The following is a 21,174-nucleotide window of genomic DNA, read 5'->3' as shown; positions in this document are numbered from 1 at the left end:
TTTTAAATTAGTAATGCAGATTTTGATAGAATATATTTTGGAAAAAATTGCGTTTTATTATCTCTTCCACTTTAGACGCAAGCTATTGCTCACCACGCTCACACTGCTTAATGCCATAGCTGCACCAGCAAGCATCGGATTTAATAAAAAACCGTTGATAGGGTAGAGGATTCCCGCCGCAATTGGGATTCCGATCAGGTTGTAGATAAATGCCCAAAAAAGGTTTTGTTTTATGGTAGCCACAGTTGCTTTTGATAAGCTGATGGCTTCAGGGATTTTTTTAAGATCTGATGAAATGATAGTCATTTTTGCAACATCTATTGCTATATCACTGCCTTTTCCCATTGCAATGCTTACATCTGCTTGTGCTAATGCTGTGCTGTCGTTAATACCGTCGCCAACCATCGCAACCACTTTACCATTGGCTTGGAGTTCTTTTATGAATATTGCTTTTTGCTCTGGCAATACTCCAGCTTTATAATGACTGATGCCTACGCTTTTTGCTATTGCTTTGGCCGTGGCTTCATTATCGCCTGTCAGCATATATACTTCGATGCCATTTCTTTGCAGTTCGGCAATAGCGTCTTTAGAATTTGGCTTGACTTGGTCGGCAATGGCATAAATGGCTAATGCTTTTTTGCTGCTGGAAAACCAAATAACGGTTTTGGCTTCTTCACTCCATTGTTCTGCCGTTTTTAACAGCGTATTTTCAATAAGGATTTCTTTTTCTTTCAATAAGGTCTTATTGCCAACAAAATACGTCTCATTTTCAAAAACAGCTTCTGCCCCTTTGCCTGTAATACTCTCAAAATTTGAAACGGATATTTTTGTTTGAGAATTTAAATGCTTTACCAGAGCTTCGGCCAATGGATGTTCTGACTGCTTTTCTATGCTGTATAAAATCTGCTTCAGCTGATTATCATCGGCTAACCAAAATTCATTAGTAACCAATGGTTTTCCTTCTGTTATTGTTCCAGTCTTGTCGAGAACAACTGCGTTGATTTTTTTGGCCTGTTCCAAACTTTCGGCATCTTTTATTAAAATTCCCATTTCGGCTCCTTTGCCAACTCCCACCATAATTGCTGTGGGTGTTGCCAATCCTAATGCACAGGGACAAGCAATAACGAGTACCGTAACCAGTGCCATTAAGCCTTGTGTGAAGCCATTATCTCCGCCAAAAATTGTCCAGATAATAAGTGATGCAACGGCAATGATTATTACTATTGGTACAAAAACGCCTGCAATTTTATCTGCCAATTTTTGAACAGGGGCTTTACTTCCTTGAGCATCCTGCACCATCTTGATGATTTGAGCCAGCATCGTATCACTTCCTATTTTTTCTGCTCTAAATTGAAAACTTCCTTTTTGATTAATAGTGCCCGAAAAAACTTTTTCGTTTTCATTTTTAAATACCGGAACAGGTTCTCCGCTCAGCATGCTTTCGTCCACATAAGAATTACCGCTGATGAGTGTTCCGTCTACCGCGATTTTTTCTCCTGGCTTCACCAGAATAATGTTTCCTATCTGCACTTGCTCAATAGGAATTTCCGTTTCATGACCGCTTTCGTTAATAATGATAACAGATTTTGGCTGTAAACCCATCAATTTCTTGATTGCTGACGAAGTGTTTCCTTTGGCTTTTTCTTCTAACAGCTTGCCTAATAAAATAAAAGTGATTACTACTGCTGCGGCTTCAAAATATACATGGGCATGTAATCCTCTTTTGTGCCAAAAATCAGGAAAAAGGGTATTGAAAATGCTAAAAGTATAGGCAACTCCTGTACTCAAAGCCACCAATGTGTCCATATTGGCAGTTCGGTGTTTGGTTTGTTTCCATGCATTTATAAAAAAATCCCTTCCCAGCCATAAAACCACAGGAGAGCTTAATAACCACATGAGTTCATTGGCATACAGTATGTTCATAAAAAACATGCTGATAGCGACCAATGGTACAGAAAATCCCAATGCCCAATAGGTTCTCCTTTTGAGCAGAGCAAATTTTTCCTGCTGCAGGTTTTCTATCGTATTGGCTTCGTCTTTATTTTCTTCAACCAATAAATCATAACCGCCTGACTGTACTGCTTTTTTGAGATCTATGGGTTTTACTACTCCCGGAATATATTCTACGGCTGCGGTTGCTGTGGCAAAATTTATTGCTGCATTTACAACGCCTTGCTGTGATTTTAAAATGCTTTCTGCATTGACAGCACAGGAGGCACAGCTCATTTCGAGTACAGGAAATGTTTTTTTGATAGTTGTTACGTTATAGCCTAAATCCCTGATAAGATGTACTGCTTCTGAAACTGCTTCGGCATTATTCGCCTGAATGACTGCCCGCTTGTTGTTCAGTTCGACTTTGTGGGCGTTCAGTCCCTGCAGTTTGCTCAGACCCTTATCTACAATGAGGGTACAATGTTCGCTTTCTACACCTTCGAGAGGCAGAAAGACTGCTGTAGTATTTGTTTTTGTTGCCATGTTGTTTTAATTACACAGCAAAGGTCACAGCATTGTCTGCCTTTTATGTTACTTGATTATAGATAGTATTTGTAACATTTACAGTTCGTCTAAAGGTCTGCGTTTGGACTCTTTGATATTTTTGAAATAAGTTGGGGTAAGACCAGTAACTTTTTTAAACTGATTGCTTAAATAGGCAACACTGGAATAGTTCATTTTAGCTGCAATTTCGCTCAATGATAACTCATCATATACTAATAATTCCTTTACCTTTTCTATTTTTTGAGCAATAAAATACTTCTCAATAGTAGTGCCTTCTGTCTCTGAAAACAGATTGGAAAGATAAGTGTAGTCATGATGAAGTCTGTTGCTTAAATAGTCCGAGAGATTGGATTTTAAATCCCCGTTCTGATGATGGACGATTTCGATAATCGAAGATTTGATTTGCCCTATAATTCGGCTTTTCTTGTCATCTATCATCTCAAATCCTAAGATTTTCAGCTGCTGGCCAAATATTTCTTTCTCGCTGTCGGTCATTTCATTGTTTAGCAGCACTTCGCCTAAAGTAATATTCAACGGCTGATGGCCAAATTTTTCTAATTCGTTTTTCACTGCCATAATGCAACGGTTACAAACCATATTTTTAATGTAGAGTTTCATAATAATTCAAAATACTTAATGGTTTATTTGTAAAGCCATTTTTTTATTAATTTGGTATAATTAGGCATCAGCCAATAAACCATGATAAAAACAATACATCCGGAAACAAATAAGGAGCTGATAAATTTAGTATCAGGAAAGTTTACTGTTTTTAAAATTGGAAGTACAATCAGAGGAATTAACATGGACAAAGGATAAATAGCTGACCAAGTGACTAAATATTGTTTCCATCGAACAGGGACTTTTTGTTTTTCATTCTCAGCCTCAAAAAGGAAATCCAAACCTGACCTAATAAGATATTTATCGTCTTTAGCTAAAAAAGGTTTCGCTTTTTCGATGAGATTTTTTCTCTCCTGAGACTCCATCCAGCTTTTTAGGTTTTCGATGGTGTCAAATCTAATAACTACAGTGTAAATGAAGGTTAAATTTGGAATAGGGCGAATTATCTGCCAGTCGATATTGCCAGCAAAACTTCTGCATATTGAACCAATTTCATTGAGCCAATCTTCATATTGCTTTTGTTTTCCATTTAAAATATGGTGATTAATTACAACTGATGCACCTTGATTTTCCATCTAAAATATTTTTATCCGTAAATTGATTTAAAGCTTGGCTTTCGTATTGCATATTATTAATTCTCGTTTGCATGGACAGTCTGTAAGCTGTACTACATTAACGCCATAACTCGTAGTGGTGAAAGTACAAAATAATTGCTTTCAGCTTCATTTATACATCTAGAATTCAATGGAATTAAAAGCGGAGTTGTTAAAACTTTCTCACAAATCTATAAATAACGCAAGCACGGATTTACAATCATAAGCGTTTGGAACATCAAAGAGATTATATTTGAGTCTAAATTGACTTATAATGTAAATCCGCGCTATCTATATGGATTACAAATCTACATTATCGGGATTGTAATTTACGATTTACTTGTTATTGATTTTTCAGCTTGAGTAGTGATGTTTTGAGGCATGATAGGGCGTATGTCAGTAATCCATTTTAGATATTCCCATATAAAAAATATTAAATCATGAGCCATATCATATAGAGATGCAAAAAAGTCAACTAACAGTTTTATAAAATCATAACCTAAATCATATAAAGATGCAAAAAAACCGATTAAGATGTTTAAGAATGATATTTTTTTATTTTTCGATACAAAGTTCATAATAGCAGTTATATTTTATTCCTTTTGATAATGAAAAGAGCTAGGTGTTTCTTTTGTTTTAACTGATTTGACAGCCAGAATATTGCCAGTTTTTAGTTTGGTTTTGACTGTTAAAAGATGGTGTAAAATTAGTCAAACTTTGTTAAAATATCGACAAAAGACATTTATTTTATTTAGAATCAAGAAAAAACTTTCTTTTTAAAAATAACAAAAAACTGCTAAAAAAAAGTTGTTTTTTTTTCTTAGTGTTTCATTTTCAATGTTTTGATATAATCTTTCCTCAAAGACTTTTTATGCAATTGAATTGTGTGTTCAACTTGAGCAGGGAAGTCGGAGCTTGTACAGTGTGCGTGACGAAAGAGGGATTCTGAAAGCTTTATGGAATTGGAGAACTAGTTTTTTTGAGTTGTGTAGTGGATAAATTACAGCAATGATTTGATTTTTCCTTTTAAAATTTTAAAATCTTCATCACTATAACCAACTGAAATGTAAATGATTTTCCCGTTTTTATCAACTAAATAATTTCGAGGGATGTATTGCGTAGCAAATTGGTTATAAATTAATTTTCCTTTGTCAGGACAAATTTCGAAGTTGAAGTTTTTTAATTTTATGAAATTATTTATTTCGTTTAAGCTGTGGTCTCTGCCAAAGCTGATTAACTTAAAATTGTTATTTGATTTGTATGGTTCCCAAATTTCTTTTTCTAAAAGAGGCATTTCTATCATACATGGTCCACACCAAGTTGCAAAGAAATTTATCAAAATTACTTTGCCTTTAAATTCAGAACTTTCGTGGCTTTTGCCATCTTTGTCTAAATAGTTAAAAATTGGAAAAGAATCACCAATTTTTAGCACCGAGCTTTTTGCGTAGTCATCGTTACTGCTTTGTGCATTCGTTAAAATTGATGCTAATAAAAAGGTGATTAGTATTAGTTTTTTCATGTTGATTGCTTTTTAACTCTTTCAAATGTAAAGATAAATTATAAGATAAAACTTAAAACTTAAAATAACAAGTTTTTAGGCTTAAGGTCAACGTTGCTGTTGTGACATGATATTGCTGCCTGTTAAACCGGCATCGGTCAATATTTTAAATCTGCGGTTACTGTTGTTATTTTTTGATTCTTAAAAGTGAAATCAAAGATTCCTCCAATTTTCCCCTCAGGGAATTCACCCGTAAACTCCACTTCCATATGAGCGGCATTATCCAGAATAGCTAATTTTACCAGTTTGGTTTGTGTTTTATAACCAATAAAATAACTGGTAAAATACTCCCGAATTCCCTTATGTCCAACAAATTTTCTACCTACAGAAGGATCGTCCAATACTGCATCTTCTAGGTATTTTGCCAAATACTTTTCGGTATTATAACTGTTGCTTATTTCCAGCCAGTCTAATAAAAATTCGTTTATATCTATTGATTATGAGGTTTTTATATTTGTGTTTTGCACAGTGGGTTTAAATTGCTTCAATTATATTTTCCAACAGTCTTCTAGATTTTGGAGTCGCTTCAATTCGGTTGAAATCATCCTCTGAAGCATAACCTACAGCCATTGCAAATAGTGGTTTGTATGCTGACAGATTAAGAATATCCATATATTTATCAGATTCAATACCTTCCATCGCTGTTGAATCCAGACCTAATGCAATACTGGCTGTCAAACCAACACCCAAGGCGATATACACTTGCTGGGACAGCCATACTTTCAAATCGGCTTCTGGCATACTTGCTTTTATTTGATTGTACCAATCTCTTCTGGCTTGCGGTAATTCGTTGTCGACCACTTTTTGAAAAGCATCCAGATCATCGGCTACACTAAATACAACCAATAGTGGAGCCTGATTGATTTTTTCTGTATTGTGCATCGAAACCGAAGCTAATTTGGTTTTAATTTCCGGATTTTGAACAAAGGTAAATTTCCAGGGCTGTATGTTTATAGAAGAAGGAGTGAGGCGTAATATTTCTTTTAAATCTTCAATCTTTTCTTGAGGTATAGCTTTATCAGTATTATATTTCTTTGTATTATATCTTTTTGCTATTAATTCTAAAATATTCATGATTGCATTTTTTTAATGTTTTATCGGATAGATTAAAGAAGCAAAGTTAAGCCAATAAATAGGTTTATACAATTTGATTGAGCTAGGTGTTTATAACATTTTGCAGTGAATGCTTTGAGATGTTTTGCAGTTTAGGAGACATAGCCTTAGCGGATAGTATTTGCATATTGGTTACGCAGTATATACGCACTTTATTAAGTCAGTATTTACTTGTACGCATTTTTCTTGTCTTCATGCCTAAATATATAAACCTTAAGGCATTTTTTTTAAAAGCGGTTAGTTAAATTACATACTTTCATGTTTTTTAATACACATAAGATTAAATCTAACTAAAGAAGTCTAATATGAAAACGACAAAAAAACTATTACTTTTAATTATTCTAATCTTATTTTGTGCCTGCAAAAAAGATTCAAAAGGTGAAAATGCAAATTATACAAGCGCAAGTAAAAGTACAAGTGCCAGTGTATCGGAATGTTTAGCTCCGGCTAGTTGGTTTGCAATTGTAAACAATACCAGAAAAACTCCTGCGCCAAATGAAGGACCAACAAGCGTATTTGCAAACAATGCCACAGTAACTAATTGTAACTTTCATCAATGGTCTTGGCAAAAGTTTCTTTGGCTAACCAATGAGGTAAATGGGCAGCCATCATTTATCACAACTTTGATTCAGGTGAATTCGGCTGGTAAAAGACTAGATCAAAGTAAAGGAATTGTTTTGACAGATACTGGTCAGGCAAGTTCTCCTACTACTGATATTTTGAAAACGCCAAATTATCCATCGGGGATTCCACCTTCGACTACGGTTTATTATTCAATATTTATGGATAAGCTTCTTTATGCAGCAATGCTAAAATATGGACCAATAGCAAAAAGCGATCCTACCAAATTGAAAGACGTAACTTTTCCTGTAGGCTCATTAGAACTTAAAACTTCTTGGATAAAGGCAAGCGTTCTTAAAGACACTACTTCCTATTTTATTACAAAAGGAGAAATCAATGGAGTAAAAACGAGAGTGGCTCTTTTGGGAATGCACGTGGTTGGAGTTGTGGAGAATCATCCCGAATTTGTATGGGCTACTTTTGAACATGAAAATCTTGCACCTGCCTATGATTGGTCTAAGGCTACGCCTACAAGTGATGCACCAGTGACCAGCACGGTTGATTATCCTTTTTTCAATAAAAGTTCCACTGCTACGGTTAAGAATATAACTTCAAAAAATGGTATTTACACAGACGTTTTTTCGGTTTACAAATATGGTGTTCCTGTTGAAAAGGCAATGAAAGGATCTGCTAATGTGCAGCTTTATATGAAAACAAGCCAAAATGGTTCAGAGAACTTGGGCAATATTCGTACTATCAATCAAAGTGTTGAGTCACAGCTGAAAGGTGTTTGGAATAATTATTTCTACAATGGTTCAATATGGATAAATACTGCAGGATATGTAGATCCAAAGGCACAAGCAGCCTTATTGGATTCGTTAAGTTATAAACTTTCAAATTCTCAACCTGGAAAATTGACAAGAGGTTCCGTTGCTGCCTACAATATTACTATGGAAACCTATGTTCAGGTAGGATTTGCACCGACTTCTATACATGGAACTACAGTTGACAATCTTGTTAATTGCTTCTCCTGTCATAATACGTATAATAGTACTAGTACTGGTTCTAATCTTTCACCGCTCTTTATTAGCCATATTTTTAAAGGATATGTAAAAAGTCTCCAAGGGTTAAACACCAAACAAATCAAGCAGGCACATGCTGATGAATTCATGAAAGAATACAGATTGCGCCTAAAAGGAATATAACTGAATAGAATCAGTTGTTATTAATTCAAATTACAAATACAAAAAACCACAAGCTGCTGTTTGTGGTTTTTTTATGTTTTGTTCTGATAAATTATCTGGAATTTGCAAAGACTTTGATTACAGAATTGCATTGGTTGCTTAACGTGTGCGAAAGAGTTGCGATACTTCGCAGGGCGTTGGAGATTCAAGCAAAGAATTATTTTGGTAATACATTCAGTATTTTATTCATTTTTTGTGTTTCTATTTTGTATAATCCTAATGTATTCATGTTCCATATTCCAATAGCAACAAGAGAACCTAATAATGTTTTAATTTCGCTGTCTTCGTCCAAATTTTTAATTATGTATTCTGAAAACCATTCGTTCCATAGTTGGCAATATTGTTCGTTGTTCACTAAACATTTATAGATTACTTTCATCAGTTTACGATAGCTTTCGTCATTACATTTTCTTAGAGTAATTCTAAGAAGTGCAATAGCCGGATTGGGCAGATCTTCCGACTTTAATTCTTCTTGAACCCAGTTTTTGTATTCTTCGAAATTTTCTTTGAAGAGAGTATCAAAAATAGATTCTTTCGTTGGAAAATGATGAATAATACCGCCTTTACTGAGACCGCACTTTTTTGAAAGAGCATCAAATGATATCTGGCTTAGTTCGTACGTATTTGCCAATTCAATTGCGGTTTCTAAAATTAGTTTTCGGTTTTCAACTGGATCTTTTTTTTTCTTATAATTATTCATGACATTTTTTATTATTTAATGCAGACTACTTTTTTATTATAATCTTAGAGCTATATTTTCTTTATAAAATTAGGTTCTTTTCACCTTTTATCATAAAATATTCTAAATTTTACAATTTTAAAAGTTTAAAATTGTAAAGATACCAAACGTTTGGTATCTTTGTAAGAGTGAAGGCGTTTTTGTTATAAAGAAAAATTTCGCTTTCAGATTATTTTTATCAATTATACAAAAACAAAATAGATTTATGAAAACAATACTTGTTGCTACAGATTTTTCACCAGAAGCTAGCAATGCTACAGCTTATGCTTCTCATTTTGCTGCTGATACAGGAGCTAAAATTATTTTATTCCACCTATATCATGTTTCTATACATGCGCTTAATGCTCGCGTGCAATCTTCTTCAATAGATGAATTAAAGGCAGCCAGCGTAAAGAAACTCTCTGATGTAGCAAAGAAACTCTCTGAGGATTATAAAATTGAAGTAACGCCGATTTTGAAAATGGGAGATTTTGAGAATCAACTTCAAAAGACAATCGATGCTACTCAAGCTGATATTGCTGTTATGGGGATGTTAAAAGATTCGATAGAGCAGGATTTGTTAGGCAATACCACTACAGCAGTTTTGCAAAGACTTAAATTTCCAGTGCTGGCAGTTCCTCTTAACGCCACATATAAAGGGTTGAAAACAATACTTTTTGCGTGCGATATTACCCGTGGAGTACATGAAACTATATTACAGAAGGTGAAAAATATTGCTGTCCGATTAGGTGCAGCTATAGAAATGTTTCATGTGAGCAACAAGCTTAATGAGTTGGAGAACGAGCAAAAAGAAGCGAAAGTAATAGAACATTTTGCAGATGAATTAAATGGAACAAATTATTATTATAAAACTGTAGCATCTAATGCAATAATTAAAGCCATTCAGGATGAAATAACCCAAATAAATGCCGATTTACTGATTATGGTTCCTTATAAATATGGCTTTTGGGACTCATTGGTGCATATCAGCAAAACAAGAATGATGGCTTCTAGAAGCGAAATTCCTCTCTTGTCACTTCCGCTTTAAAAGTAGCAGCATTGTAATTAATTCAAATTATAAGTACAAAAAAACCACAAGCAGCTGTTTGTGGTTTTTATGTTTTGTTCTGATAAATTATCTGGAATTTGCAAGGACTTTGATTGCTGATTTGTATTGGTTGTTTAGCGTGTGTGACGAGGTCGGGAGATTTCGCAGAGTGGATTCCGAAAGCTTTCAGAATTGTACAGCTGTGAAATGGCAATTTGGAACCCTAAAATTATTGGAACCACATTATGTACTTTACTATTTTAAATATCCCGTTGTTATACTCCAATCATTTGGTCTTTTAATGAATAAAGGATAGCCAGAACATCTTTTTTGGATTGCTCATCAACGTTATTTTTGTTAAGAGCTGACATGATATCGTCTATCACACACATGTATTCTCCTTGATTGATATTCATTCCAACATGGGCTGAGTGCATATCTTTGCCAGAGTACTGTTGAGAGCCTCCACTACCCATGACAAAAAACTCTATCACATGCTTTTTAACTTCAGCTAAATGTTCAGCGTCATCTTTTAGAGGAAGAAATCTTGCTTTAATGCCAGGGTTCACCATGTGGGCTTCTATAACCTCGTGAACAATGGTACTAATTCCCTCTGTACCGCCTAGACGTTCGTAAAGACTTTTTTCGTTTGCATTATTTTCCATTTTGATTAGGTTTTAAAATTATAGCTATTATTAAGTTACTTTCAAATAATATGTTGACTAAAGAATTCAAAAAGAATGAAATATAGTCTTCGGTTTGTTTAGTAATACCCAGTATTTATTCTGTTTGCTGATAAATTATGCGAAATCAAAAAAGTAAAACCAATCAAGATTAGTTGGGCAAATGGTTTGTAGAAATGGGGGAGAAAAATATAAATATATAAGCCTAAGGCGCTGTATTTAAAAGTCTTATAAAGTTAAAAAAATATTTAAAATGAAGCGGTTAAAAAGTGGTTTTTATTATTCAAGATTCTAAAACATTCTATAGCGCAGACGAAGTCGGGAGACTTCGCAGAGCAGGGTACGAAGCAATCACATTTGCTATATCCATTCCAATGATTTTCTGGGCTTGCTAATAATAGTGAGATTGCTTTGTTCCTCGCAAGGACTTTGATTGCGGAATTGTATTATTTGCTTAGCGTGTGTGGCGAAGTCGGAGACTTCGCAAAGCGAGGTATATTATTTTCATTTATTCATTCCAATAAATTAACACTTTTCAAATTCGCCTGATTATTTTTCAAAAATGCATACGTTATACTATCCACTGTACAGTTTATAAATTCTACTTTTTTGAATCTGTCATTATACTTGAAAAAGGTATTTAAAATGGTTGCATTTTCAAATTTAACCTTGTAAAAAGAGCAGTGTTCAAAATGACAATCCTCAAAAGTCCCTGTGAAAGTAATGTTACTAATGTTTGCTTTTTTAAATTTGGTAAATCTCCAGACAACATCATTTACAGTACTACTCTCAAAATTTGATTCCAGAATCTCCGCACCCGCAAAGTTCGCTTCAGAGAAGTTGCATTTTTCGATATTACTTTTAAAAAGTTCAGCATCAATAAATGAACATTTATTGAACTGGTTATTTAAAAGGTTTGAGGATTGGATTTTACTGTTTCTAATGTCCGAACCTGAAAAATCACAAAGCTCAATATTGTTTTTTCCAAGAATTAGACCTGATAAATCAGAGTTCATAAATTTGCAGTTCTTTATATTTGAAGAACTAAACTTTTCCTTTACGTTTTTTAAACCTGAAAAATCAGCATCACTCCAGTTACCTTGAGACATATCCCAATCCCAGTCATTTTTTCTTCTTGGATTAGTTTGAATTTCTACTGTTTGCGGGTCATTTTTTTCCATAAATGTCGTTACAACTTCTTTGTTCTGAAAATTATCAGAGAAGTAGTTAAGGTCAACTCCAAGAATTTCTGCAAGCCGGTTTAATGTGGATATGTCTGGCAAAGATTCGCCACGTTCCCATTTACCCACTGCTTGCGGACTGATTGAAACTTGCTGAGCAAGTTCTGCTTGTGAAAGATTAATTTCCTTTCTTGCTTGGGCAATTTTATTGCCAATTGTTTTTGAATTTAGCATCATTTTATTTTGTTTTTTGTGATGCCACAAAGTTATTTGGTTCCATTGTCGCTACGCAAATAATGGCCACTACTATTAGTTGCTTTTGCGCTACTTTCAGTTGTATTTAGACAATTAATAGTTGTATTTACGTTTTAAATTTACCAAATTAAAATTGCTTTTAGCTTTTTTTGAAATGAAATTAGCTTATAGGTTGTTTTGGCTGGACACGGATTGCAAATCTGCTATTGGGTTTGTTTTGGTCATTGCGAGGAGCGAAGCCACTACATTTGCTATATCCTTTTCAATGATTTGTTGGGCTTGCTCATGATAGTGAGATTGCTTCGTGCCTCGCAAGGACTTTGATTGCGGAATTGTATTGTTTGCTCAGCGTGTGTGGCGAAGTCGGGAGACTTTGCAGAACTCGATTTTACTTCCGTTTGTAAATTTTTCTTTTTTGGTAAAAATTTGGTTTAATATTAATTCCTTCAATAATTTCAATTTCGTTTTTAACTAATAATTCTCTGATTGTATCTTCTTTGTATCCAAATTGTAGGTTCAAATCTTTGATGGTTATACCTTTTAGGAAAGTATTGATTATTGCTTTTTTGTCTTCTTCTTTAATGAAATAATTATCATCAATCTTTTGATTTAAAGCTATTTCTTCTTTAAAACTGATCAACGTGTCAATTATTCCATCTAAATTATTTGGATTAATCAAAATGGAACTTTTTACATCACTTCCAATATTTTGAATAATTTTAATGTATTCAATTCCAGTTTTTTGTTTGTAAATCTGAATAAAATAATTACTTTTTTCAAATTGTAATTTCTTTGACCTAACTAATTCATCCATATCGATTTTTTAAGTTAATAATTTTTTTTCTTTGTGTTTTGCGAAGTTTCACGATTTCGTAGTTATTCCAATAGTCAACAAACACATGTCAAAAATAAGTTGCGTAAAGTTGTGGGTATGAAGTCAAGTGCCTCAGCACAGCATTTCAACTTTTAAGGAACACTTCGAGGAGCTGGAGTTAAAAAGAGATTTATAGTAGATTCTTTTTTAGTGCTTTCAAACGCTCCTTTACAGTTTCAGAAAATGAATTTATTTCGGACTCCGTAATTAGGTCTTTGCGATACATATTTAAGATAGTTATAAAATAATCAGCTCCTGAAATTGCATCATAATTTGAAGCAATGTATTTGTCGTTTTTTTTAACAGTTTCATAAACTTTACCGTAAGTTTCTCGTGTTTCTTTCTTATCGTTTTTCCAGTCCGTTAAAATTTCTAGTATAGAAGCATTGCAGATTTCTTTTTCTTTTAAAATTCCTTTATCCATTAGAATTTTAGCTATTTTTTTGTCTGATTTTGAGAGTTCCATCTGTTTGGTTTTACTTTATGTAATTGAGATAATACACTTGTAAAGTTATTGAAAAACTGTATCCGTTCCAATGATTTGCTGGGACAGCTTTTGAAAGAGAGATTAGCTTTCGCTCTGTTCGCATTTTTCGGTTTCTTTGTTCCCATTAAAGACTTTGATTGCCGATATTTGTACTGGTTGCTCAGTGTGTGTGGCGAAGTCTCCCGACTTCTCCTAAGCAAGGTTATTGTTTCATTTCGAGGCTTTAGTTAAATTTTTAATTTAGAATTAATTTTTTATTTACAACCTTTCTGTCTTCAAAAATAATTTTAACAAAATAAATCCCTTTTGATTGATTGGAAAGATTGATTTTGAAGTTGTTTTTTAGGTCAGGATTATTTTGAGAATATATAACTTTTCCTGTAATGTCAATTATCGTTATTCTACTTGCTTTTTCAGATTCGTTTGATAAGTCAACTGTCACTTCGCTTTCAGCTGGATTTGGGTGTAAAAAGATTTTTGAATCATTTATGCTTGACTCAATTGTATTCAAAATACCCGTATTAAATTCAAATTTATTTGAGTATAGTGTAGTATCGTTATATATTGCTTTTAGTCTATAGTAATAAATTTGATTAGGTAAAAGGTTATCTATAGTTGCCGTTGTGCTATTTGTTCCATAGCTATAGATATAGTTAGGTGAAGCATTAATTGTAGATCCATAATTTTCTGTAATTCCATATTCAAATTGAATATTTGTTAAGTATTTTCCATTCGAATTAATTAATCCTGTAAGACTTGCAGAAGTATTATTGTTTTTTACTATTCCTGAAGTTAAAATTATTTCTCCGGAAGTATTTAAGACTCCTTCTTTGCTATAAATAATCTTAGTGCCATTTAGCGCTTTTAGTCTATAATAATAAGTTGTATTGGGATTTAAATTTTGAAGAGTAGCAGTTACATAAGAAGATGTATTGAATGGAATTATATTGGGACTAGTTGCCACACTGTTTTCATAATTTTTTGAGCCATATTCAAAAACGATATTAGTTATATTTTCACTATAAGCATTAATATAGGCACTTAGAGTAGCATTATTATCACTGATACTAGGACTATATAAGTTAATTGCATATTCAGGTCTTGTTTTGAATGATTTTATAGAACTAAATATATTTATTCCGTTATGCACTGCTTTAATTCTTACATAATAAGTAGTTTCTGGAGTCAAGTTTGATATGGTACTAGTTATATTTTGATTCGTATTCCCTGCTACTAAAGTACTATTGGATAAAATGCTAAATTCTGAAAAATCTGCCTTTGTCCCATATTGAAATTCAATATTGGAAATATCATTTTCATTAGATATGATATTTGCTGAAATTCCTGCAGTATTAGAAGTATAGCTATAAATATCATTCATTGTTACCACAAAATCAGGTAGAGTTGTAAAACTCAATATCTGACTTGAATAATCAATGTTGTTATAAGTAGCCATTAATTTATAATAATAAGTTGTATTTGGAGTAAGATTTTGTAAAGTTATGGAAACATCTTGTGAAGAATCAAAAGTTACAGAATCGGGAGTTGTATTGTTGACGTTATTAAAAGCGTAATTTGTACTGTATTTAAATCGTATATTTTGAATAAGCCCTTCATTTGAAGCTACATTGCCTGTCAGATTTACGCTCTTGTTCGATATATTTAGAGCTGGGTTTGCAAGAATTGAAATTGGATCAAACGAAACGGTACTTTTTAAAATTTTCCCATAACTTCCTCCTACATATATGTTTTTTTCAACTATAGAAATATTATTTGATGGTGAACCATAAGAGTTTATTGTGGTTAAATTTTTCCAACTTGCACCTCCATCTATTGTTTTGTATAATAGTCCATAATCATCAAAAATGTAGCCTACATTTTTTGAATAAAATTTCACTTCTGTATAGTAAGCATATGGGATTTTTAATTTTTCCCATGTAATTCCTCCATTTTTAGTTTTATACATTAAACCACTATCTCCAACAAAATAACCATTGTTCTCGTCTAAAAAATCAAAACAATTGATTTCTTCGTTTACATCAATATTTATATTCCAAGTATTCCCTCCATCTGTGGTTTTGTACATTCGGCCACCTGAATAGCCAATACGATGAGCATAACCAACTTGATCATTAAGAAATTGTATTTTTCCAAATTTTTGATTTAATACCTCTTTCCATGTTATACCGCCATCAATAGTTTTTAATACCCTTGGTCGATTAAAACCACCAGAAATAAAACCTGTATTTTCATCAAGAAATGAAATAGAAGTAATTCCTTCGTCTATAACCTGATAACCGTTATTTTGAATAACCCAAGTAACTCCTCCATTTATGGTTTTGTATACATGACCTCCATAAGATCCGCCGGTTGTACAATAACCTAAATTTTCATTTATAAATTTAAATTTACTTCCAAAAACGGATTGATCAAGATTTAAAGAACCAACTTTTGACCAATTATTACCGGTATCACTCGTTTTAAAGAAATTATCACCAACCCTTGCATATGCAATATTTTTATCAATAAATTGTAATTGACTAATATCATCATATGTTGGTGAGTTTTGTGTCCATGTATTTCCTCCATTGTTGGTTTTGAGTATTCTACCGCGGGCACCAGTTGCATATCCAATATTGTTATCAATAAAATGAATTCCCCATAGAGTAGTATTGTAGTATCTACCATTTTGATTGCTAACCCAACTCCATGTGTTTCCACCATCTGAAGTTTTAAAAATTACCCCATATTCACCGGAAACATATCCAATATTTTCATTTAGAAAGGAAAAACCATAAATAGCATCAGAAATTCCAATTATCTTAGACCAAGTTTCTCCACCATCAATGGTTTTATACATATCGCCATGTTCTTTTGTGTAAAAACCAATATTTTGGTTTATGAAATAAACGGTAAACAAATCAGAAGGGGTTAAATTTGAACTTTGAGTAACATACCAATTTACTCCTCCATCAATCGTTTTTAGCATTTTCCCTGATTTACATGCAGCATGACCAATTAATGCGGTTACAAAAAACGTTTTGTTAACTGTTGCATTTGGAATGCTTTTGCTAGTCCAAGTGATACCTCCATCTGAAGTTTTAATAATGCTGTTTGAACTTGAGATGATGATTTCTGTCTCATTTAGAATGTTTACGGTATTAAAATTGGCATTAAATCCAGTTGCTATTTGTGACCAAGTTGAGCCACTGTCAATAGATTTTAGTACATACCCATTATTACCGACAATATACCCGATGTTTTGATTAAATTTTAAATCATTACCACTTGTAATATTTTGCTTTTTTTGCCAAGTGTCACCTGAATTTGTTGTTTCTAATAACTCATTGTCATTTATGATATAACCAGTGGTAGCTGTTGTAAAACGGATTTCTTTTCCATTTTTATATGAAGGCTTGGGATTTAATAGTTCCCAAGTACTTTGAGAATAGATGTTTGAGATATTAATAAGAAGAAAAGCTATCAATAAAAATCTAGATGTTATTTTTTTTGGGGAAATAATAGTGTCATTTTTAGGAAGCTTTGTTTAAGATTTTTTGAATTTATTTTGTTTACTTACAATGGGATATAAGTTGTTGTGAAATATTCTTATTAATATTCAGTCAAAAATAAATAAAACTTGGATTAAAAACTTAATTCATCATTTAAATTTTGATCAAATTTCTGAATATTTGCCCGTTCTAAGGTTAGCATGATTTGTATTTTGTCTCAGGTTCTTTTATTAATAGCGATATTTATTTAGGGACAGTTAGCAACAGATAAAATCATATTTGCTGAAAAACAAAAATATCTCTCCTAGCCCCGATGGAAGCAAATATCCTTTTATGCCGGGGTTCGGTATAAAAGATATTGCGGACAGCGGGAGTGAAGCTGATGAAAAACCGAAAACTTCTGCTCCTAAAAACAAAAAAACTGCAGAGTGTTGCCACAATGCAGTTTTAAAAAAATGATTTTGTTTATTTATTCGTGAACCAGCTCGGTTTGATTTCTAAACACAAGTTCGTTGTCGAAGGCATCGAGCAGTATGATGCTGTCTGGATGAACTTTGCCTGCGAGGATTTCTCTGGACAATTTATTCAAAACTTCTCTTTGTATCACACGCTTTACAGGTCGGGCGCCAAATTGCGGGTCATATCCTTTTTCGGATAAGTACGCAATAGCTTCAGGTGTGGCATCCATCGTGATGCCTTGCTGGGCAAGCATATTGGTGACGTTTTTCAATTGCAATCCAACGATTTGAGTAATATTAGCATTGGTCAATGGCGTGAACATCACGATTTCGTCAATACGGTTGATGAACTCGGGGCGCACGGTTTGTTTTAATAAACCAAGGACTTCTACTTTGGCGAGTTCAGTGGCAGCTTCAACGCTTCCTTTTAGATTTTCAAATTTCTCTTGAATTATCTGGCTTCCCATATTCGAAGTCATAATGATAATGGTGTTTTTGAAATCGGCCAAGCGTCCTTTGTTGTCCGTCAAACGGCCTTCGTCGAGTACCTGCAGCAAAATATTGAAGGTATCAGGATGTGCTTTTTCGATTTCGTCCAGCAGAATCACGGAGTACGGTTTACGGCGCACGGCTTCGGTCAATTGTCCGCCCTCGTCATAGCCCACGTATCCCGGAGGTGCACCCACCAATCGACTCACACTGTGGCGTTCTTGGTACTCGCTCATATCGATTCGGGTCATGGCGTTTTCATCATCAAACAAGTATTCAGCCAAAGCTTTTGCCAATTCGGTTTTACCAACTCCTGTAGTTCCCAGAAAAAGGAAAGTTCCAACAGGTTTTTTCATGTCCTGCAATCCCGCACGGCTGCGGCGTACGGCATCGCTCACAGCTTCAATAGCTTCCGCTTGACCAACAATTCGTTTGCGTAATTCTTCTTCAAGGTGCAATAGTTTTTCGCGCTCGCCCTGCAGCATTTTCATCACAGGTATTCCAGTCCATTTTGCTACCACTTCGGCAATATCTTCGCGGGTTACTTCTTCTTTTATCAGCGAAGTTCCCGATTGGTTTTCCTGTAATTGTTTGGTAAAAACGGCAAGACGTTCTTGTGCTTCTTTGATTTTTCCGTAACGGATTTCGGCTACTTTGCCATAATCTCCATCACGTTCGGCACGTTCGGCTTCATATTTGAAATCCTCAATTTCGGTTTTTACTATTTGGATGTTATCAACTACTTCTTTTTCAGATTTCCATTTGGCGAAAATTTCGTTTCTCTCTTCTTTAAGGTTAGCCAAATCCAAACCTAATGCTTTTAGTTTGCTTTCGTCTTTTTCGCGTTTAATTGCTGCAATTTCGATTTCCAGCTGCATTATTTTTCTATCCAAAACGTCTAATTCCTCGGGTTTGGAGTTAATTTCCATGCGCAGTTTGGAAGCGGCTTCGTCCATTAAATCGATGGCTTTGTCCGGAAGAAAACGATTAGTGATGTAGCGCTGCGAAAGAGTTACGGCTGCAATAATAGCATCGTCTTTTATCTGAACTTTATGATGTGTTTCATATTTTTCCTTGATTCCTCTTAGGATAGAGATCGCACTTTCGGTATCTGGTTCTTCGATGATGATTTTTTGGAATCGGCGTTCTAATGCTTTATCTTTTTCAAAATATTTTTGATATTCGTCCAAAGTGGTTGCACCTATAGCACGCAGTTCACCACGAGCCAAAGCTGGTTTCAAGATGTTTGCGGCATCCATAGCACCTTCGCCGCCGCCAGCGCCTACAAGCGTGTGAATTTCGTCTATGAAAAGTACAATATCTCCTTCGGCAGCGGTAACTTCTTTCACTACTGATTTCAATCGTTCTTCAAATTCTCCCTTGTATTTTGCTCCAGCAATTAATGCTCCCATATCTAGGGAGAATACGATTTTATCTTTCAAATTATCAGGGACATCGCCATCTACAATACGGTGTGCCAATCCTTCGGCAATGGCTGTTTTACCTACTCCAGGCTCACCAACCAGCATCGGATTATTTTTGGTTCTTCTGGTCAGGATTTGCAGTACGCGCCGGATTTCCTCATCACGGCCAATTACAGGATCAAGTTTTCCTGTTCGAGCCAATTCGTTGAGGTTTTTTGCGTATTTATTCAATGAATTGTATGTGTCTTCGGCCGATGCTGAGGTTACTCTTTCGCCTTTGCGCAATTCTTCAATAGCAGCTTTCAAGCCTTTTCCAGTTGCGCCTTGATCTTTTAGAATTTGGGATACTTTGCTTTTAGAATCGAATATGGCGAGAATCAAATGTTCAATCGAAACGTACTCGTCATTCATTTTTTTGGCAATAATTTCGGCTTCGTTCAAAGCAGTATTAGCGGTTCTCGAAAGCTGTATTTCGCCTCCTGATACTTTTGGAAAACTCTGAATCGTTGCGTCTAAAATTTGAAGAAACAAAGGCACATTGACGTTGAGTTTTTTCAAGATAAAAGGAGCTACATTTTCATCTACTTCAAAAATAGCTTTAAAAATGTGCTCGTTTTCTATTTGCTGCTGACCCAAACTCTGAACCAATTGCTGTGAAAGCTGAATGGCTTCCTGCGATTTAATGGTAAATTTATTAATGTTCATGATTAAAGGTTTTATATGTTTAACAGTGATTAGTGACTAGTAAATAGTAATTAGCTTTTTTAGTAGTGCAATAAAGAAGAATCTTTTTCTAAAAAAATAATCTTTGACTGATTTTATGTAATTTATATACTTAAAATTGTAGTAATCGTAAAAGTATTCACTTTTAGCTAATCACTAATTACTATTTACTAGTCACCAAATTAATGACTAACTTTGCAAACTAAATATCAAATTATATTCCACTATAAATTTACGGACAATTTGACGTCTAATCTATGATTTTCATAGTTTTATTAAGACAAAAAGACATAAAATAAGACAAAATGAGTATATTTAATTCCCTATTCGGAAATTCAGAAGAAAAGAAAGAAACTGCAGGCAAAATCAATTGGATTCCGCTTCAATTTATAGGGCAGCTGGATGAAATAGCAGCTTTATCGGATCAAAAGCCGGCGGTGATTTTTAAGCACAGTACACGCTGCAGCATAAGCAGATTTGCGCTGAAACAATTTGAAAATGAGTATGAATCGAACGATAATGTTGATGCTTATTTCTTGGATTTATTGGAATACCGAGATATTTCTAATGAAATTGCCAGCCGTTTTCAGGTTATGCACCAATCCCCGCAATTGTTATTGATTAAAAACGGGAAATCAGTTTATGATGTTTCGCACAGTGATATTGATGCGAAGGATTTAGCGGAGAGATTGTAAAAATAATACCGCAGATTCGCAGATTTTTTATTTTTTTGACATTGCTATTCGTTTGTATTCTAAAGAAAGAGAATTGAAATTAACTAGAAGAGCTAATTCATTTTTTGATACTTTTAAATAATTTAAACATTGATTATAATGATTATTGTTAAAACAATCGACAGTTTTTATTTCTAAAATTATTTTGCCAAACACTACAAAATCTGCATAAAATTTATGTTTTAGTGTTGTAGTTTTATAATTTACCAAAAACTCTTTTTCTCTTTCAAAATAGATGTTTTCTTGTTGAAATTCAAATTCGATAGCATCTTTATAGACAATTTCTGAAAATCCTTTTCCTAAATTTTTATGAACTTCAAAAAGAATACCAATAATTTTATAGGTTTCCTCTTTGTATAAAAAATCTTCCATAAGTTTAATTTAAATCTGCGACCCGAGCGATAG

18 protein-coding genes are annotated in these 21,174 nt (G+C 33.8%); 3 read left to right on the top strand and 15 right to left on the bottom strand.

Annotated elements, in window-relative coordinates; all coding sequences use genetic code 11:
* Positions 1 to 57 precede the first annotated feature (57 nt).
* From CLU83_RS07205 to CLU83_RS07175, 7 genes are all read right to left on the bottom strand, one after another.
* A complete protein-coding gene (locus CLU83_RS07205) occupies positions 58 to 2,475 on the bottom strand; it encodes a heavy metal translocating P-type ATPase (protein ID WP_100430981.1) in 2,418 nt (805 codons plus the stop codon).
* 78 nt (positions 2,476 to 2,553) lie between these two features.
* On the bottom strand, positions 2,554 to 3,114 hold the full coding sequence (locus CLU83_RS07200) for an AraC family transcriptional regulator (protein WP_198512267.1): 561 nt from the start codon (positions 3,112 to 3,114) through the stop codon (positions 2,554 to 2,556).
* A gap of 23 nt (positions 3,115 to 3,137) precedes the next feature.
* The gene (locus CLU83_RS07195) at positions 3,138 to 3,689 is read right to left on the bottom strand and encodes an antibiotic biosynthesis monooxygenase (RefSeq protein ID WP_100430979.1); all 552 of its coding nucleotides are present in this window, start codon (positions 3,687 to 3,689) and stop codon (positions 3,138 to 3,140) included.
* A 347-nt stretch (positions 3,690 to 4,036) separates the two neighbouring features.
* Positions 4,037 to 4,285, bottom strand: coding sequence for a hypothetical protein (locus CLU83_RS07190; RefSeq protein ID WP_100430978.1), 249 nt, complete (start codon positions 4,283 to 4,285; stop codon positions 4,037 to 4,039).
* Between the two features lie 422 nt (positions 4,286 to 4,707).
* A complete protein-coding gene (locus tag CLU83_RS07185; RefSeq protein ID WP_100430977.1) occupies positions 4,708 to 5,226 on the bottom strand; it encodes a TlpA disulfide reductase family protein in 519 nt (172 codons plus the stop codon).
* A 137-nt stretch (positions 5,227 to 5,363) separates the two neighbouring features.
* On the bottom strand, positions 5,364 to 5,663 hold the full coding sequence (locus tag CLU83_RS07180; protein WP_369828797.1) for a nuclear transport factor 2 family protein: 300 nt from the start codon (positions 5,661 to 5,663) through the stop codon (positions 5,364 to 5,366).
* Between the two features lie 76 nt (positions 5,664 to 5,739).
* Positions 5,740 to 6,339 (bottom strand): nitroreductase family protein, encoded by a 600-nt coding sequence (locus CLU83_RS07175; protein WP_100430975.1) that lies wholly within the window; start codon positions 6,337 to 6,339, stop codon positions 5,740 to 5,742.
* A gap of 344 nt (positions 6,340 to 6,683) precedes the next feature.
* On the opposite strand from CLU83_RS07175, the gene CLU83_RS07170 reads away from it, so the two are divergent.
* Positions 6,684 to 8,144: a hypothetical protein gene (locus CLU83_RS07170; RefSeq protein ID WP_100430974.1), complete on the top strand. Its 1,461-nt coding sequence runs from the start codon at positions 6,684 to 6,686 to the stop codon at positions 8,142 to 8,144.
* 196 nt (positions 8,145 to 8,340) lie between these two features.
* Here the strand turns inward: CLU83_RS07170 and CLU83_RS07165 are convergent, their stop codons facing one another.
* Positions 8,341 to 8,883, bottom strand: coding sequence for a TetR/AcrR family transcriptional regulator (locus CLU83_RS07165; RefSeq protein WP_100430973.1), 543 nt, complete (start codon positions 8,881 to 8,883; stop codon positions 8,341 to 8,343).
* Positions 8,884 to 9,127: 244 nt separating this feature from the next.
* Here CLU83_RS07165 and CLU83_RS07160 point away from each other — a divergent pair, with 244 nt between their 5' ends.
* Entirely contained in the window at positions 9,128 to 9,949 is an 822-nt protein-coding gene (locus CLU83_RS07160) for a universal stress protein (RefSeq protein ID WP_100430972.1), read from the top strand.
* 275 nt (positions 9,950 to 10,224) lie between these two features.
* On the opposite strand, the gene CLU83_RS07155 is transcribed toward CLU83_RS07160, so the two are convergent.
* The 6 genes from CLU83_RS07155 to clpB all read right to left on the bottom strand — a co-directional run bounded on the left by CLU83_RS07155 (position 10,225) and on the right by clpB (position 20,017).
* A complete protein-coding gene (locus CLU83_RS07155) occupies positions 10,225 to 10,614 on the bottom strand; it encodes a group 1 truncated hemoglobin (protein WP_100430971.1) in 390 nt (129 codons plus the stop codon).
* A gap of 530 nt (positions 10,615 to 11,144) precedes the next feature.
* Positions 11,145 to 12,050, bottom strand: coding sequence for a pentapeptide repeat-containing protein (locus tag CLU83_RS07150; protein ID WP_232727002.1), 906 nt, complete (start codon positions 12,048 to 12,050; stop codon positions 11,145 to 11,147).
* Positions 12,051 to 12,456: 406 nt separating this feature from the next.
* Positions 12,457 to 12,882, bottom strand: a complete 426-nt coding sequence (locus CLU83_RS07140) for a hypothetical protein (RefSeq protein ID WP_100430969.1) — start codon at positions 12,880 to 12,882, stop codon at positions 12,457 to 12,459.
* 190 nt (positions 12,883 to 13,072) lie between these two features.
* Complete coding sequence (locus CLU83_RS07135; protein WP_100430968.1) at positions 13,073 to 13,408, bottom strand: hypothetical protein; 336 nt, start codon at positions 13,406 to 13,408, stop codon at positions 13,073 to 13,075.
* 256 nt (positions 13,409 to 13,664) lie between these two features.
* Positions 13,665 to 16,916 carry a YCF48-related protein gene (locus tag CLU83_RS07130; protein ID WP_100430967.1) on the bottom strand — a complete coding sequence of 1,084 codons (3,252 nt, stop codon included), beginning with the start codon at positions 16,914 to 16,916 and terminating at the stop codon, positions 13,665 to 13,667.
* 494 nt (positions 16,917 to 17,410) lie between these two features.
* Positions 17,411 to 20,017, bottom strand: a complete 2,607-nt coding sequence (gene clpB / locus CLU83_RS07120) for an ATP-dependent chaperone ClpB (protein ID WP_100430965.1) — start codon at positions 20,015 to 20,017, stop codon at positions 17,411 to 17,413.
* A gap of 323 nt (positions 20,018 to 20,340) precedes the next feature.
* Here clpB and ytxJ point away from each other — a divergent pair, with 323 nt between their 5' ends.
* Complete coding sequence (ytxJ, locus tag CLU83_RS07115) at positions 20,341 to 20,730, top strand: bacillithiol system redox-active protein YtxJ (protein WP_100430964.1); 390 nt, start codon at positions 20,341 to 20,343, stop codon at positions 20,728 to 20,730.
* A gap of 27 nt (positions 20,731 to 20,757) precedes the next feature.
* On the opposite strand, the gene CLU83_RS07110 is transcribed toward ytxJ, so the two are convergent.
* On the bottom strand, positions 20,758 to 21,141 hold the full coding sequence (locus CLU83_RS07110; protein WP_100430963.1) for a GxxExxY protein: 384 nt from the start codon (positions 21,139 to 21,141) through the stop codon (positions 20,758 to 20,760).
* Positions 21,142 to 21,174 lie beyond the last annotated feature (33 nt).

The sequence above is a fragment of the Flavobacterium sp. 1 genome, from assembly GCF_002797935.1.
Lineage (GTDB): Bacteria > Bacteroidota > Bacteroidia > Flavobacteriales > Flavobacteriaceae > Flavobacterium.
The sequence above is the reverse complement of the archived record's forward strand: the minus strand, read 5'-3'. Positions and strand labels throughout refer to the sequence as shown.